14 protein-coding genes are annotated in these 15101 nt (G+C 43.0%); 5 read left to right on the plus strand and 9 right to left on the minus strand.

All coding sequences use genetic code 11. The features are described 5' to 3' along the window. Positions 1-4 precede the first annotated feature (4 nt). Positions 5-922, minus strand: a complete 918-nt coding sequence (locus tag ABFV72_RS11950; protein ID WP_335731868.1) for a DMT family transporter — start codon at positions 920-922, stop codon at positions 5-7. 147 nt (positions 923-1069) lie between these two features. On the opposite strand from ABFV72_RS11950, the gene ABFV72_RS11955 reads away from it, so the two are divergent. Beyond that, positions 1070-1525: an Lrp/AsnC family transcriptional regulator gene (locus ABFV72_RS11955; protein WP_057758867.1), complete on the plus strand. Its 456-nt coding sequence runs from the start codon at positions 1070-1072 to the stop codon at positions 1523-1525. Between the two features lie 283 nt (positions 1526-1808). On the opposite strand, the gene ABFV72_RS11960 is transcribed toward ABFV72_RS11955, so the two are convergent. The 3 genes from ABFV72_RS11960 to groES form a co-directional block, all read right to left on the minus strand. Further along, on the minus strand, positions 1809-2180 hold the full coding sequence (locus ABFV72_RS11960; protein ID WP_347163912.1) for a hypothetical protein: 372 nt from the start codon (positions 2178-2180) through the stop codon (positions 1809-1811). Positions 2181-2584: 404 nt separating this feature from the next. Then, positions 2585-4234 carry a chaperonin GroEL gene (groL, locus tag ABFV72_RS11965; protein ID WP_101204842.1) on the minus strand — a complete coding sequence of 550 codons (1650 nt, stop codon included), beginning with the start codon at positions 4232-4234 and terminating at the stop codon, positions 2585-2587. A gap of 123 nt (positions 4235-4357) precedes the next feature. Continuing rightward, entirely contained in the window at positions 4358-4648 is a 291-nt protein-coding gene (groES, locus tag ABFV72_RS11970; RefSeq protein ID WP_057758860.1) for a co-chaperone GroES, read from the minus strand. A gap of 477 nt (positions 4649-5125) precedes the next feature. Between groES and ABFV72_RS11975 the strand changes: the two genes are divergently transcribed. Next, positions 5126-5905 carry a DUF3108 domain-containing protein gene (locus ABFV72_RS11975; RefSeq protein WP_347163914.1) on the plus strand — a complete coding sequence of 260 codons (780 nt, stop codon included), beginning with the start codon at positions 5126-5128 and terminating at the stop codon, positions 5903-5905. 110 nt (positions 5906-6015) lie between these two features. Here ABFV72_RS11975 and ABFV72_RS11980 read toward each other — a convergent pair whose 3' ends face one another. Together ABFV72_RS11980 and wrbA are read right to left on the minus strand one after the other, a co-directional pair. Then, positions 6016-6465 carry a hypothetical protein gene (locus ABFV72_RS11980; RefSeq protein WP_347163915.1) on the minus strand — a complete coding sequence of 150 codons (450 nt, stop codon included), beginning with the start codon at positions 6463-6465 and terminating at the stop codon, positions 6016-6018. 157 nt (positions 6466-6622) lie between these two features. Next, complete coding sequence (gene wrbA, locus ABFV72_RS11985) at positions 6623-7237, minus strand: NAD(P)H:quinone oxidoreductase (protein WP_347163917.1); 615 nt, start codon at positions 7235-7237, stop codon at positions 6623-6625. A 256-nt stretch (positions 7238-7493) separates the two neighbouring features. On the opposite strand from wrbA, the gene ABFV72_RS11990 reads away from it, so the two are divergent. The 3 genes from ABFV72_RS11990 to ABFV72_RS12000 all read left to right on the plus strand — a co-directional run bounded on the left by ABFV72_RS11990 (position 7494) and on the right by ABFV72_RS12000 (position 12127). Further along, a complete protein-coding gene (locus ABFV72_RS11990; RefSeq protein ID WP_347163919.1) occupies positions 7494-9077 on the plus strand; it encodes a YihY/virulence factor BrkB family protein in 1584 nt (527 codons plus the stop codon). Then, complete coding sequence (locus ABFV72_RS11995) at positions 9070-10686, plus strand: DUF2254 domain-containing protein (protein WP_347163921.1); 1617 nt, start codon at positions 9070-9072, stop codon at positions 10684-10686. Before ABFV72_RS11990 ends, ABFV72_RS11995 begins: the two co-directional genes overlap by 8 nt. A 169-nt stretch (positions 10687-10855) precedes the next feature. Next, positions 10856-12127, plus strand: a complete 1272-nt coding sequence (locus tag ABFV72_RS12000) for a cation:proton antiporter (protein ID WP_347163922.1) — start codon at positions 10856-10858, stop codon at positions 12125-12127. A 78-nt stretch (positions 12128-12205) separates the two neighbouring features. Here ABFV72_RS12000 and ABFV72_RS12005 read toward each other — a convergent pair whose 3' ends face one another. From ABFV72_RS12005 to ABFV72_RS12015, 3 genes are read right to left on the minus strand one after another with little or no spacing between them, the layout of a single operon-like run. Then, positions 12206-12691, minus strand: coding sequence for a DUF2127 domain-containing protein (locus ABFV72_RS12005; RefSeq protein WP_379544943.1), 486 nt, complete (start codon positions 12689-12691; stop codon positions 12206-12208). 55 nt (positions 12692-12746) lie between these two features. Continuing rightward, positions 12747-13958, minus strand: coding sequence for a dihydroorotase (locus ABFV72_RS12010; RefSeq protein WP_347163923.1), 1212 nt, complete (start codon positions 13956-13958; stop codon positions 12747-12749). 58 nt (positions 13959-14016) lie between these two features. Continuing rightward, the gene (locus tag ABFV72_RS12015) at positions 14017-15090 is read right to left on the minus strand and encodes an aspartate carbamoyltransferase catalytic subunit (protein ID WP_114701674.1); all 1074 of its coding nucleotides are present in this window, start codon (positions 15088-15090) and stop codon (positions 14017-14019) included. Positions 15091-15101 lie beyond the last annotated feature (11 nt).

Raw genomic sequence — 15101 nt, forward strand, 5'->3', positions numbered from 1 at the left:
TAGTTTATTTCGCTCGATTGGACAAGATGACACCAATGGTACTGAGTACGATGCCGCATATCATAATAACTGATAGAGACTCATTGAGTATCAGCGTAGCCAGTATAGCGGTTAATCCTGGGGACAAAGAGCCAAGTAATAAGGTACGAATGGAGCCCAGCTGTTTGACTGCATAAGAAAACGCAATGGTTGATACCACCCCTACACCAAGTCCTTGTACTAGGATAAACGGAAGCGCTTCATCAAAAGATACAGACCCTATATTCGTCTCCACGATACCAGACAGAACCATCATCAATGTCAGAAAAAACGAGGTATAAGAGAGCACGATAGCAATAGCTATTGGACTCAGTTTGGTGCTTTTTAACCCTAAGGTATAACCTGCCCAAATCAGGCTTGCCATCAACAGTAACCCCACACCGTACAGCAGACTATTAGGTATTGACTGTGCACGCCCGCCAATCATAGTAGCGATACCGAAGAGAATAAGGATTAATGCGGCAAATTTCCTCAATGATATTCGCTGACGATAAAAAATAAAAGACAATATTGCGGCAAAGAAGACTGGTGTCCCTGTCAAAATAGTACCAACGTAAGCTGCTGGTACCGTACTTGCACCAAAAGCAGCTAATAAAAGAAAAGGCACGCCACCAAGTAAAACGAACATGATATCTGGCAGTCTTATATTTTTGACTTCATGCCAACTAGAGAGTACCCAAGGAGTCAACAAGACCAGCGGCACACTAAAGCGAATGAGCATGACATCCGCAATACTTAGCGACGATGCTCCAACCGCTCGCACAGTCAACGCAAAGCCTGACCAAATAAATAAGACAACGCTCATTGCCACATAGCCTTTGGTTAGTGGCGACATGACAAACAAAGGATTTTTGCGCGATGAGGGGTGGAATATCGTATTCATAGTCGTGTCTTATGCTGCTATACAAAGACCAATTATCGATTAAAATACGCGCTTTTATCTCTATTTATTCATTGCAATTTTGCAAATATTTGGTGGATAATGCTAATTAAATAAAAATTATTGGCTTAAAAAGCCAAAAGGTAAATTATGGACAAAATCGATCGCCATATCTTGGAAGTGCTCCAAAAAGAAGCGCGCTTATCTACAGCCGAACTGTCCGAACGTATAGGGCTGTCGCCTTCTCCTTGCGCGCGACGCCTCAAACGTTTGGAAGATGAAGGTTATATAGAGAACTATCAGGCAAACGTAAATAAAGCCAAAGCGGGTATTGCGATGAGTTTCTTTGTGGAGGTCAGTCTCAACAGCCACCAAGAAGAATCTATCGCAGCTTTCGAACGCGCTCTGTCCAATATGGACGAGGTGATTAATGGACATGTGGTATCGGGTTCTTATGATTATTTATTAGAAGTAGTGAGCCCCAATCTCGATGGTTATGAGCGGTTCACACGTAAGTTACACAAGCTTGCTAGCGTAAAAGATATACACACTCATTTATCGGTGAGAAAAGTAATCAATAAGACAACTTTACCTATTTTTGTTTGAGACTCTTTTATACAGATTAGGAGAAAAATGTCTCGTTCGATTATTCGTAAGTAGCAAGATCCACAATGAGTTCATTTGAATTTGACAGAATATTGCTATTACAAAGAAGCATCTGTTGATAAGACGTGGACGTTTAGACGTGATACAGCAGATTAATAGAGAATTTGATGAGCTTTAACTACAAAGCCCTAATATAGAAAATATTACTAGGACTTTATTTTAGAGGGATAAGTAAGTCATTCATAGTAAGTAGCTTATTAACAATAGATTTGTATTCACCGTATTATAGGGAAATCTCAACTTCTATTTTGATTGGTCGTTTTAAATGGATAGTAACTGTTATATTAATAGAAGCCGCTTCTGGTGGCTCATTGTCTAAAGCACCGTCAACGATGTGAGCGATTTTCATTGCTTCTACTTCTTTAAGCTCAAAGCCGTTTGCTTTGGCACCTCTCATCACTTTTTCATAAATTTCTTTTTCGCCTGTATAGCGCTCTTTATTGTTAAATGATAACTGCATAACTTTAGAATAGGCGACGCTAGACATCTCCATCGGTTTTTGCATTTTAAACCTATCTAAACTAGGATCAGCTGAACTACTAGCAGAAGCCAACACTAGGGCTGATGCTACCACTGCAATCGATAAAATCTTCATTTTGAATTCCTTTTGAGTTAATTCATTCCTTCTAAGTTAAAAACACTATTAGCGAATATATTCGCTATATCAACTATATCCTAATAAATTATTAATTGAAAATTTAAATCTATATTAGTAATACTAATATTATCAAGTATTGGATAATTTTAGTCAGTTATCCTTATTTTGGCTTTTATACACAACGCCCATTATTACTTTAAAAAGAACACAAAAAAGCCCTGCTATCTTTCGATAACAGAGCTTTTAATAGTTCAAACGCTTTCACAAAAATACTTACAACTCTAGTGAAAAACGCTTTATAAGTTGACTAGAGCAGTACGACTAGGCAACCAAGTGAAGATTGTACTTATAGTACATCGAGCGAGGTTAACAACGTCGTACAAATTTAGTCGAGGCATATATTACATCATGCCGCCCATTCCACCCATACCGCCCATTCCAGCACCGCCGCCCATAGCAGCCATACCGTCATCACCTTGCGGTAAGTCAGTGATCATAACTTCAGTCGTTAGCATTAGGCCTGCAACAGATGCAGCGTTTTCTAGTGCTGAACGAGCAACTTTAGCTGGATCAAGGATACCCATCTCTAGCATATCGCCATATTCGCCAGTCGCTGCGTTATAACCGTAGTTACCACTACCACTCTTCACTTCGTTAACCACAACTGAAGCTTCTTCGCCAGCGTTGGTTACGATTTGACGTAGTGGTGCTTCCATCGCGCGACGTAGGATGTTCATACCAGCGTTTTGATCATCGTTATCACCGCGTAGTTCAGACAATGCATTCATCGCACGAACTAAGGCAACACCGCCGCCAGGTACAACGCCTTCTTCAACCGCTGCACGAGTTGCATGTAGCGCATCGTCAACACGGTCTTTCTTCTCTTTCATTTCAGTTTCGGTTGCTGCGCCGACTTTGATTACTGCTACGCCGCCTGCTAGTTTAGCAACACGCTCTTGTAGCTTTTCTTTGTCATAGTCAGAAGTAGACTCTTCGATTTGACGGTTGATAGACTCAACACGGTTCTCGATGTCAGCTTTGTTACCAGCGCCATCAACGATAACAGTATTTTCTTTACCGACAGTCACTTTCTTAGCAGTACCAAGTTGCTCTAGAGTAGCAGTCTCTAGGCTTAGGCCAATCTCTTCAGAGATTACAGTACCGCCAGTTAGCGTTGCGATGTCTTCAAGCATTGCTTTACGACGATCGCCGAAACCTGGTGCTTTAACAGCACAAGTTTTCAAGCCGCCACGCATATTGTTTACAACTAGTGTCGCTAGTGCTTCGTTTTCTACATCTTCAGCGATGATTAGCAACGGCTTGCTCTGCTGCATGACTTGCTCAAGTAATGGCACGATTTCGCGAATGTTGCTGATTTTTTTGTCAACTAGCAAGATATATGGGTTTTCAAATTCAGCAGTTAGGCTGTCTTGCTTGTTTGCAAAGTATGGGCTGATATAACCACGGTCAAACTGCATACCTTCTACAACTTCTAGGGTATCTTCGAAGCTTGAACCTTCTTCAACAGTGATAACGCCTTGCTTACCTACTTTTTCCATCGCTTGCGAGATCAGCTCACCGATTTTGGTGTCTGAGTTTGCAGAGATAGAACCAACTTGAGCAATTGCTTTGTGATCGTCAGCTGGCGTTGATAGTTTATGGATTTCTTTAACTGCTTCACGTACCGCTTTGTCGATACCGCGCTTAAGATCCATTGGGTTCATGCCAGCAGCAACTGACTTCATGCCTTCTTGTAGGATTGACTGAGCCAATACAGTGGCAGTGGTTGTACCATCACCAGCGACATCATTAGTGCGACTAGCCACTTCACGTACCAGCTGTGCACCCATGTTTTCAAATTTGTTTTCTAGCTCGATTTCTTTGGCAACTGAAACACCATCTTTAGTGATGGTAGGTGCGCCAAATGATTTGTCGATAACAACGTTACGACCTTTAGGGCCTAGTGTTACACGTACTGCGTTTGCTAGAACGTTTACGCCGTCCATCATTTGTTTACGGGCATCAATGCCGAATTTTACGTCTTTTGCCATGTTAAATTACTCCACTATTATAAGTATGAGAATACAATTGATTGATTTGATAGTTGCTTATCAAAAGCGATTATTAGAAACTGCTATCAAAATGTGCTGAGTATAAAATGATACTCAAAAGGACTAGCCTTCTAGCACACCCAATACATCAGACTCTTTCATAATCAATAGTTCTTCACCGTCAACCTTTACGGTTTGACCAGCATATTGACCGAACAAAACTTTGTCGCCAGCTTTTACATCTAACGCACGAGTTTCACCGTTGTCACGAACTTGACCATTACCAACTGCAAGCACTTCACCTTGTGAAGGTTTCTCTTGTGCTGAACCAGGAAGCAAGATACCACCAGCTGTCTTTGTTTCTTCTTCTATGCGGCGGACGACAATACGGTCATGTAAAGGACGAATGTTCATCGATATGACTCCAAAAGTTGGTTAATAAAATTAAGGGTTTATTTGAATTAATGGTCTCAATACCAGTATCTATAGGGAACACTGCCAAAAACAACGCTTTATAGATAAGCCTTGAGCTTGTAACAAAAAGTGGGGGCAAGGTGAGTTCGGTTCAAGTGTAAAGCCCAAAAATTTACAAGATTATTTTGCAAAAATTGATCAATCAACATCTCATATCGATGCCTTACGTTTAATAGAGTCAATATGCTAGTTAGACAAAGGACAAAAAGTAGGAATATTTAAAAATATTAGCGAGCTGAATTTATATTTTGACCAAGGCCAAATTAGCTATAGAAACATTTGCTACAAGCACTACACGAAGCCGTATGACACCACGCTTGAAAATGTAACAGCGTATGACCATTATAGGTCTGGTAAACATAATAAGAACGAACGAAAAAATTGCTATATCGGCAATAAATTAATGAAGGGGTATCTATGAGTTTTTCATCAATGCACAAGAAGTCATCAAGCGACAATATTGATAATGCTAATAACGCAAAACGCAGTCCATCTAAATTTTTATCGGCCTTAGTAACAGGCATCAGTATCTCTACCGTTGGAGCTTTGAGTATGACCGCACCTACCCTTGCCAGCGCAAAAACTGTTCAACCATCGACTGCCGATTATAGTTTTACCGTTGAGGACAAATACAAAGGCACAGCAACTCGTACGTTAAGCAAATCTGGTAATACGTGGAAATATAACGTTAAGGCTCGCGTCGCTGGTGTGGCTAGCGCCTCCCAAAACAGTACTTTTACGATTAATGGCAACAATGTCAGTCCCACGCAGGCAAGCACCACTTACAAACTACTTGGCATGGGTCGCACGCATAAACTAGACTTTAACCCAAGCAGTAAAAAAGTCACCAGTAACTATAAGGGCAAGTCGACGACAATGAACATGTCGCAACAAGCCTTTGATGACTTGAGCCTTGAGGTACAGATTCGTCAAGATTTATTGAACGGTAAATTCTCTGGTAACTACTACATGGCGAAAAAAGACAAAATTGAGAAGACGCCATTTAAAAAATCAGGCAGCACTAAAATTACCGTACCAGCGGGTACCTTTGATACGGTACGTGTTGATCGCGTTCACGATGACGATAGCCGCTCTACCAGTTTTTGGTTAGCCCCAAGCTTGGACTATATGCCAGTTAAAGTTAGCCAAATTAACGATGGTAAGAAAATGGATTTGGAATTAACTAAGATTAACTAATCTACTTATCTTTAACGTTATAAACAAAAAAGCGGCGCCCCAGATGGAGTGCCGCTTTTTTATGGCTTTAGATTAATGGATATAATTTATTAGGCTTCAGATAACCTCAATTATTGACGAGGTTTCTTCACAACATTGTTCATCGAAGGCAAACGTTTGAGCAAAATAAATAGCCAAACATTGATAGCAAGCAATAGTAAGAAGTCCGTTAAGTACACGGCGATTTCTGCCCAGCTACTGCCATATATACGAGTAAACAGCACCACGCCACTCGCACCCAAATATACCAAAGTAAACATACTGCTTATCAACAATGCATAAGGTGAACGACCACGCAATATCCATGGCGTCAGAATCAACGCGGGCACTAGCCATAATGCCTGCCAAGCAATACCGCCAACGATATCAGGGCTACTAGGATTAAAGATACTAATAAAGATAGGCAATCCGAGCAGTCTATAAACGAGCCAAATTAACCACGTAACCTTTAAGCGCTGTGTAATAGGTGCGATAGACTTAACCGTTTTAAGAGGCTTTGTATTAGAGCGGGTTGTGGCCATTAGATATTTTGATTTCCTAAATGAATAATATACTGCTGAACATGAATAGTTAGTGCTTGCTTATAATCAAGTGGTTATAAGCAAGTGATTATAGGCATTCAATCATAGATTTTGAGACTCAGACGCTTTTAGACAGCAGGTTTATAAAAGTTGCTTATCAACCCCAATTAGCCTGTGCTAATGCAGCTGCCGTAATCGCTAAACGGCGACCCTGCGCAATACCCAAATCTCGCTCGTCAGCAGATATTGGCTGATCATGCGATGCACCGCTGACATGGCTGGCACCATAAGGCGTGCCACCGCGATGCGTACGGTTCAACGCTGGCTCTGCATAGGGCACACCTACGATGACCATACCGTGATGCATCAACGGCAACATCATCGTCAACAGCGTCGTTTCTTGACCGCCATGCATGGAACCTGTCGCCGTAAATACTGAGGCTGGTTTGTTTTGTAGGTTCCCTGCCAACCATAAGGTCACGGTATTATCCCAAAAATACTTCATGGGTGCGGCCATATTACCAAAGTGCGTCGGGCTACCAAGCGCTAGACCGCTACAGTCTTTTAGATCATCCATCGTACAGTACAAGTCGCCTTCATCAGGTATCGCAGGCTTGCTTGACGTGGTTTCAGGTGCCACTGTCGGCACCGTACGGATACGCGCAGTCATACCAGCATCCTCAATACCTTGAGCGATAGCATATGCTAATGTCTTAGTCGTACCGTAATTAGAGTAATAAAGCACCAAAACATAAGGGTCGGTCTGACTCATTAGCAAAGCTTCCTTATAAAATCGTTAGTCGTACTGGCCATTAAAAATGCGGCGAAATATACGACTAACTGGCATTGTAGAATATGTGCACATTATGCCCGAGTCATTCACTGTCATGCAAATAACCATGATTGATAACCTGACTTATATTGTATCTGATGCGCTACGTGGTGCATTTTGACACAATTAAACCGCAGATGATAACCGTTCATCTTTGTTACACTATTGTCACTCTTACTTTTGCTTAATGGTCGACATGGAAAAATTATCTCAAAAACTCCCGTTTTTACAACAGCGTTGGTTTCAGTTCTTACGGTTTTTGACTCGGCATTTTTTTGAAGATAATTGCCAGCAAAAGGCAGCTTCGCTGACGTACACCACTATGCTGTCGATCGTACCGGTATTAACGGTATTACTGATGATTTTGTCATCTGTACCAGCACTCGCATCAGTTAGAGCGCAGATTTATGACGTCATTTATAGCAATCTATTGCCGCAATCGAGCATGCAAGTTAGTGAGTACATTAATAGCTTTGCTGAAAAGTCATCCAATCTAACCATCATCGGTGCCATGATTTTGTTCTTTACGACTATCATGACATTGACCACTATCGAGCGCGCGTTTAACCAAATCTGGCGAGTAGAAGATCGCTCTGGTGGCATCAAAAGCATGCTGCGTTATTGGACCATTGTTACGTTGGGACCTTTGGTATTGGGTACCGCTTTTATCGCTTCTAGTACCGTACAGAGTCTGAGTTTTCTCAATCGTCAAATTGCAGGCTACGGTATCGACTGGAGCTTTTGGGTACAAATGGCATCGATTGGTATTACGATGGCGGGCTTTATCGGTATGTACTGGTTTATTCCAAAGGCGCGCGTACCAGCAAAGAACGCAGCCATTGCTGGCGTGTTCGTGGCCATTGTCTTTGAATTAATGAAGCATCTGTTTGGTACAGTGATGGCTAACTTTACCAGCTACGAAGCGATTTACGGTGCCTTTGCTGCATTGCCTATCTTTCTACTATGGATTTATCTGTCGTGGAATTTGATTTTATTAGGCGTTGAAATCAGCTATACCTTGACGATTTTTGAGACAGAAGAAGTCTACCCTCGTCACCCGTTACTCAGCTTGTTAGACATGTTGAATTTGGTTTATACCCACCACTTAAAAGGTGAAGCTGTTAGCGAGCAAGCACTGCGTAATGTCTTAGGTCGCAAAGAGCTGCCAAAATGGTATACCTATATCAACTACCTACAAGACAGCAATCTGATTACCATGACAGATGATGACGACTATGTACTCAAAAGAGACCTGAGTAGGATGACGTTATGGGACTTTTATCGTACCTTGCCCTACCCACTTCCTATCAAGGACGAGTTGGATGAGATGAAATTGGAAGGTCAAAAGCCTTGGCTAAGTTTACTGGTAAAACGTTTTGAGAATACTGAAGCGTATGCCAAACAGCAACTGCATCTGCCGCTAAATGCTATCTTTGCCAATAGTGAACCTCGTAAACAATCTACTAGCAAGCATGACGATGACCGTAAACTATTTAGAAAAACCTCTGCCGCCACTGAAAACGTACAACGACATGATAATCTAGATAGACATGGTGAGAGTGCTTACAACGGTAATGATCCACATCTAGAAGCATCACCGCATCTAGAGCCTATGGCTTATGACAAAGACAGCGCTATTGAATATGACGATCACGACAATGAGGCCATCATACCTCTAGGGACTAGTGAGAGTCATACTGAGACAGATATGACCAGACGTGCGCATAAAAACGCTATTATTACAGAAGCAGATAACCCCAAGGCTCATCACAGTGAATAAAAATGATGGAGACAGTGTCTGGACACGGACGATCAATGCAGGTCAAAACAGGCTTAAGCAGTTCACTAAGTTGTGGTCGATACAAACGCTGACTGACTTGCCTGACCGCTTAAATAATTTGTGGCAGTGGCTGATTGGCTCCTATTGGTTTATCCCAACCGCTTGTGTCATCGTGGGTATTTTACTTGCTCCTTTACTAGTCGCGATTGATCAACATTTTGATCGTGAAACGGTAAAAGAGATCTCCTTCGCCTTTACTGGTGATGACGAAGCTGCGCGCGCGATTATGACTGCCATCGCTGGTGCGGTACTGGGCGTGGCAGGTACGACGTTTTCGATTACAATCGCCGTCCTGTCGATGGCCTCTTCACAGTTTGGTCCAAGACTGCTACGTAACTTTTTGACCGACACACCAAATCAGTTTGTCCTTGGCGCTTTTATTGGTACATTTAGCTATAGCTTACTGGTATTGAAGTCTATCCATAAGTCTGACGTAGCTTTTGGTGTGCCGCAATTGGCAGTGACTTTTGCCATTATCATGGCGATTATCTGTGCGCTGCTTTTAGTTTATTTTGTGCAGCATATGGTACATGCCATTCAAGCGTCACACGTCATTCAAAATGCTAGCAACGATGCGATTGCAAACATTTACTATTGGTATAACGATCGATGTGATATCCAACATCAACGCGATGCTGAGCACCATGATATCGAGCAGTTCCAAAACTGGCCTGCTATGCCGATTTATTCACCAAATTCAGGTTATCTACAGCAGATTTACCTTGAGTCATTGATTGCGCTGTCACAAGATTATGGTGGCGTGGTACAAATGCATGTCAACCTCGGTAATTATGTCACTGACAAAAACGTCATTGGTTACTTTTATCAGCGACCTGCATCTCATCCAAATAACCAACAGAAGACAGCGACCCCGCATCTAGCAGTAATACCTAGAGCACCTGATGGACTGTTTTGGCAACGTCTGGCAGGTTGCCTGCGACTTGAGCAACGATTGGCGCACTCTAACGACATCGCCTATAGCTTAGGACAAATGACAGAGATTGCTGTACGCGCGTTATCCCCTGGTATCAATGATCCAAAGACTGCGGTCAATTGTGTCCAGTCTCTAACCAGCTGTTTGAGTATCATGATGCGCCGCCAGCCACCCAGCCCTTATCATTTTCATATACCGCAATCAGACACTAACGATAGCTCTGAAAATACTATCAAACAGAAGCGTCTGGCCATATTGGCACTAGTCACTCATATTCCAAAGATTTCTGACTTTATCAATGTATCACTTGGTGAGATACGTCGTTATGCAGCTGCTGACCTAATGGTCTTAAAAGCATTATGTCAGGCAATGGTCAATTTGAACTATGCACGGGTAAACAGCGCACAGCAGCAAACGCTATTACATGAATTGCATCTGATTCAGCGAGCTGGAGAAGAGAATTTAAATTATCAAGAGCTGGTCGATGACTTGGTCGCTATGTGCGAACAAGCCAAGCAATTTATCCTTGATAAAGATGCGCAGCACAAGCATTTTAATTATGTCAGTGAGTTTGAAGCCGATATTCGTCAAGCGTTACAGACACAGTCTAGTTAATGAGATGACCAATTAGCTGTTTAAATAAATAGCAATATCAGCCTTTATAAGCACTTTACTTATAAACACGTTACTTATAATCACAACACCTATAGCTAAAAACACTTATAACGTCCCTATAAGCCCTGCGCTTTAGATACTTTTTATATTCATATGAGACTTACTTTTTATGGCATCTGCAACCAGCCTAACAATCCTAGAAATCAGCGCCATATTTTTATCGATTACTGCTTCACTAACTTATATTAATCACCGTTTTATTGGTCTGCCGACCACTATCGGTGTCATGGTCATCTCTATATTATTGTCAATCGGCGCCATATTTTTGGGCTTCTTAGGGTTTGATCAGCTGATTGATTACGAAGTCAGTTTATTGGAGCAACTTGATTTTACCGAAGTACTCTTAGACGGTATGCTATCAATGTTGCTATTCGCAGGCGCATTACACGTCAATATTAGTGACTTAAGACGCTACAAGTTACCTATCGGCATCCTTGCCGGACTTGGTACTATCATATCGGCGATGCTTATTGCGACTGCGATTTATTTTATGTTGCCGTTGTTTGGTTTCGGCCTGCCGTTTCTCTGGTGCCTGTTATTTGGTGCGCTTATCTCCCCTACCGATCCTATTGCTGTCATGGGTATCCTGTCGTCAGCAGGCGCTCCAAAGAGCATCGAGACCGTCATCGCTGGCGAGTCATTGTTCAATGATGGTATCGGCGTGGTCATCTTCGTTTTATTACTAGGGATTTTATCTAGCGGTGATATTCCTACTGCCAACTACGTCGCACATACATTAGCGGTTGAAGCTGGTGGCGGCGTTGTATTCGGACTGGTACTTGGGGCGATTTTGTATTACTTGCTCAAAAGCATTGATAGCTATCAAGAAGAAGTGTTATTAACATTAGCAGGCGTCATCGGTGGCTACGCGCTGGCCAGTCATTGGCATTTATCAGGGCCACTCGCTATGGTGATGATGGGGCTGATGGTTGGTAATCGTGGTCGCGAGCTAGCTATGAGTGATAAGACACGGCACTATATTGATTTATTTTGGGAATTGATTGATGAGATTTTAAACGCTATTTTGTTTGTGCTCATCGGTCTAGAAGTGGTGATGATTGCTTATTCAGGCAATTTATTTATTGCGAGTGGTTTGACCATTTTGATTGCGCTCGTTGCCCGGTTTATCGTGGTAGGCATGACGACCAAGACCTTTCACCGTCAGCTTGATTTGCCTACGGGCGCATGGAAAGTCCTAACGTGGGGCGGTTTACGCGGTGGTATCTCAGTCGCGTTAGTATTACAGCTACCTATCGGATCTGAACGAGAGATTCTATTGGCACTCACTTATGCAGTGGTTATTTTCTCTATCTTGGTACAAGGTCTGAGCGTTGGTAAAGTTGCTAAGAGCATACGTACGGATAAAGCAGTAGATGTATAAGACGAAAATATAGTAGGCACAAAAAATCCAGCGTAAGATACTTGTCTTACGCTGGATTTTTCAACTTAAATTTAAACGCTATATCAAACCTTTTCGTTTCATATTACGATAAACCACAATAATAATCAGCAGATTAGAAACCAATATCCCAAGCTTAAACCAGTCAAATGGGCTAACGATCAGATAGTAGATTTCTATAGGAATAAATACCCCGTAGCCCAGCACTCCAAACCAATACGCCCATGTTTTGTCGTGCCATAAGCCGTAAGCTTCGAGGAAGCGCAAACTGGCATAAGCGAATATCAATAATAAAAACATCGGCCAGTTTTTACTTGCCTGCTGAGCAATACGTACGGCACTGTCTATTTGCGGGGCAAGCATATGACCGAAGCTGCGCTGCCAAGTAACCGTTGCCGTCGTCAGCCAATGCTCAAGATTGGTATGCCACCACCATAATGCCCCTGCTCCTAGTAACGCACCAACACCTTTCACTACCTCATAAATGGCCACTGCTTTGATGGACTCACTCGCCGTACTGCGCGATTTTTCTTGCTGACCATTCATGGTAACCCCTTTATCCTTCGAGGATGGCGGCAGACGGTCATCCTGTTGGGGCAAATTAGCCAAAGAATGTCTCCACAACACGTCCTTGCAACTGCTGATTGAAAAACGGCGTGTTCTTACCACTCGATAGCATCGATTGCGCGGTTACTTGCCACTCAAGGTTAGGATCGACCAATACTGCACCGCCGATAGCTTCATACTGCTCACTAATACCTGCGATTTTTGCAGGATTTAGGCAGATTTTGTCTACCAGTTGCGAGAGTGTTAACACCTCATCATTGACTAGCTGACAAGCCAACGCCATAAACGTATCGAAGTTTGATATACCTGGCGTACTCTCAGCGAATGGTGCTTTTTTGGCCGTACTATTCAGTGGTTCGTGATGACTACAGATGGCATCGATAGTGCCATCTTTTAATCCGCGGCGGATTGCCTGCTGATCCGTATTACTACGTAGCGGTGGTAACACATATGCCTGAGCATTAAAGCCTTCAAGGTTATCATCAGTTAAATACAGTTGATGCATCGCAACATCACACGTAACAGGCAGACCTTTGTCTTTTGCCCAGCGCATGAGCTCGATAGAGGATTTACAGGATAGCTGACTAAAATGAGCAGCGATTCCGGTCTCTTCAACCATCAGCAGCTGCGTAGACAACGCAACAGTTTCTGCAATCCAAGGAATCCCTTGCAGGCCATGATAAGAAGCAATATAGCCCTCATGTGCCACGCCATCTCCAGACAGACTTGGCTCATCAGGATAAAAGAATACTTTCATACCAAAAGTCGCCGCGTATTCTAGTGTACGCAGCAATACTAAATCATTGCGAAAAGGTCTACGCGCATTAGATACTGCGATACAGCCGCCCTTTTTAAGCCCTGCAATGTTAGACGGTCGTTCGCCCTCTAACCCTGTGGTCAATGCACCCAAAATATGCAAGTAAATCCCGCCATCACTTAAGGCGCGCTCACGCAAGCCCTTCAAAAGTGAGCCATTTTCTAAAATAGGATTGGTATCAGGCGGCGTCACTACATGCAAAAATCCATTACCACGAGCAGCACTGCCTTCTGATTTTAGCGTACCGTGTTGCTGTTGGCCTGGCTCACGCAAGCGCGCGCATAGGTCTACTAGTGGTGGTAATAACCACATCTCACGGCCAGAATCGAGTGTAGACAATTTTTCTATTGCGGCTTGCGGCAATGCATCTTTAAATGCTTTTGGTAAATGGTCAAGAATGGGTGCATCCGTATTAAGCATGGTAGACATAACGTTATTACCGTATCAATAAAATGAAATAAATGAGAATAAGTCGCGCGGCAGCCAGTTACTTGCCAGCCGCTTGATGAGCGCGTTGACCTTCCATCGCAAGCGACAAGACCGCCATGCGAATGGCAATGCCGTTATTTACCTGCTTTAAGATAACGGATTGTGCGCCATCAGCCACACTAGAGGCAATTTCAACACCGCGGTTCATTGGCCCCGGATGCATCACCAATGCATCAGGTTTAGCGAGAGCTACTCGCTCTGGCGTGATTCCATAATGCTTATAGTATTCACTTGAGGATGCCAAGAGCGGCGAACCGATACGCTCATTTTGTATTCTTAATCCCATGATCACATCACAGTCAGTGACACACTCATCCATGTTTTCATATACTTGTACACCGAAACGCTCGATACCTTTGGGCAGTAGAGTGCGCGGCGCACAAACACGGATGTCTGTCACACCTAGCGTTTGCAGTGCACTGATATCAGAGCGTGCTACGCGTGAGTGTTTAATATCACCAACGATTGCGATAGACAGCTCTTCAAATGGGCGCGGTGCTTCACGGTGAATGGTCAACATGTCGAGCATTCCTTGAGTAGGATGCGCATGCCAGCCATCGCCACCATTAATAATAGCAATATCAGGCGTCACTTCTGTCGCCATAAAATGCGCGGCACCTGATGCTGAATGTCGGACCACAAAGATATCCGCGGTCATTGCCTGTAGATTCCACAGCGTATCACGCAGACTCTCGCCTTTTTTGGTACTAGAACGTTCAATATCGATATTGAGTACATTGGCACCCAAGCGTTTTTCGGCAACCTCAAATGTCGTCCGGGTACGAGTCGATGGTTCAAAGAACAAATTCATGACCGTATAGCCGTCTAACTCAGGACGATTGATTAGCTGTCCATTTTCATCAAAGAAAGTCTCTGCTTTTGCGATAATAGCTTTGAGCTGTGCTTTATTAAGACCTTCAACACCTAAGAAATGTCTGATACTGCCATCGGTGTTTAGCTGCGGACGACTTAGTGAAGTATTGAGCCTTTGATGAATCGTATTGGGATCAAATTTTGCATAATCAGTCGGTGAAACTGGTTGTGTAGCGCTACTATCGATAGAATTTGACATAATGGCGAGTC

It is taken from the genome of Psychrobacter proteolyticus, from assembly GCF_039762275.1.
Classification (GTDB): Bacteria; Pseudomonadota; Gammaproteobacteria; order Pseudomonadales; family Moraxellaceae; genus Psychrobacter; species Psychrobacter proteolyticus_C.

Coding starts and splice junctions, on each gene's coding strand:
- ABFV72_RS12000 (WP_347163922.1), top strand. CDS start 10,856: ATGGCATCTGCAACCAGCCTAACAATCCTAGAAATCAGCGCCATATTT.
- ABFV72_RS12010 (WP_347163923.1), bottom strand. CDS start 13,958: ATGTCTACCATGCTTAATACGGATGCACCCATTCTTGACCATTTACCA.
- ABFV72_RS12005 (WP_379544943.1), bottom strand. CDS start 12,691: ATGAATGGTCAGCAAGAAAAATCGCGCAGTACGGCGAGTGAGTCCATC.
- ABFV72_RS11950 (WP_335731868.1), bottom strand. CDS start 922: ATGAATACGATATTCCACCCCTCATCGCGCAAAAATCCTTTGTTTGTC.
- ABFV72_RS11960 (WP_347163912.1), bottom strand. CDS start 2,180: ATGAAGATTTTATCGATTGCAGTGGTAGCATCAGCCCTAGTGTTGGCT.
- groES (WP_057758860.1), bottom strand. CDS start 4,648: ATGAACATTCGTCCTTTACATGACCGTATTGTCGTCCGCCGCATAGAA.
- ABFV72_RS11975 (WP_347163914.1), top strand. CDS start 5,126: ATGAGTTTTTCATCAATGCACAAGAAGTCATCAAGCGACAATATTGAT.
- ABFV72_RS11955 (WP_057758867.1), top strand. CDS start 1,070: ATGGACAAAATCGATCGCCATATCTTGGAAGTGCTCCAAAAAGAAGCG.
- groL (WP_101204842.1), bottom strand. CDS start 4,234: ATGGCAAAAGACGTAAAATTCGGCATTGATGCCCGTAAACAAATGATG.
- ABFV72_RS12015 (WP_114701674.1), bottom strand. CDS start 15,090: ATGTCAAATTCTATCGATAGTAGCGCTACACAACCAGTTTCACCGACT.
- ABFV72_RS11990 (WP_347163919.1), top strand. CDS start 7,494: ATGGAAAAATTATCTCAAAAACTCCCGTTTTTACAACAGCGTTGGTTT.
- wrbA (WP_347163917.1), bottom strand. CDS start 7,237: ATGAGTCAGACCGACCCTTATGTTTTGGTGCTTTATTACTCTAATTAC.
- ABFV72_RS11980 (WP_347163915.1), bottom strand. CDS start 6,465: ATGGCCACAACCCGCTCTAATACAAAGCCTCTTAAAACGGTTAAGTCT.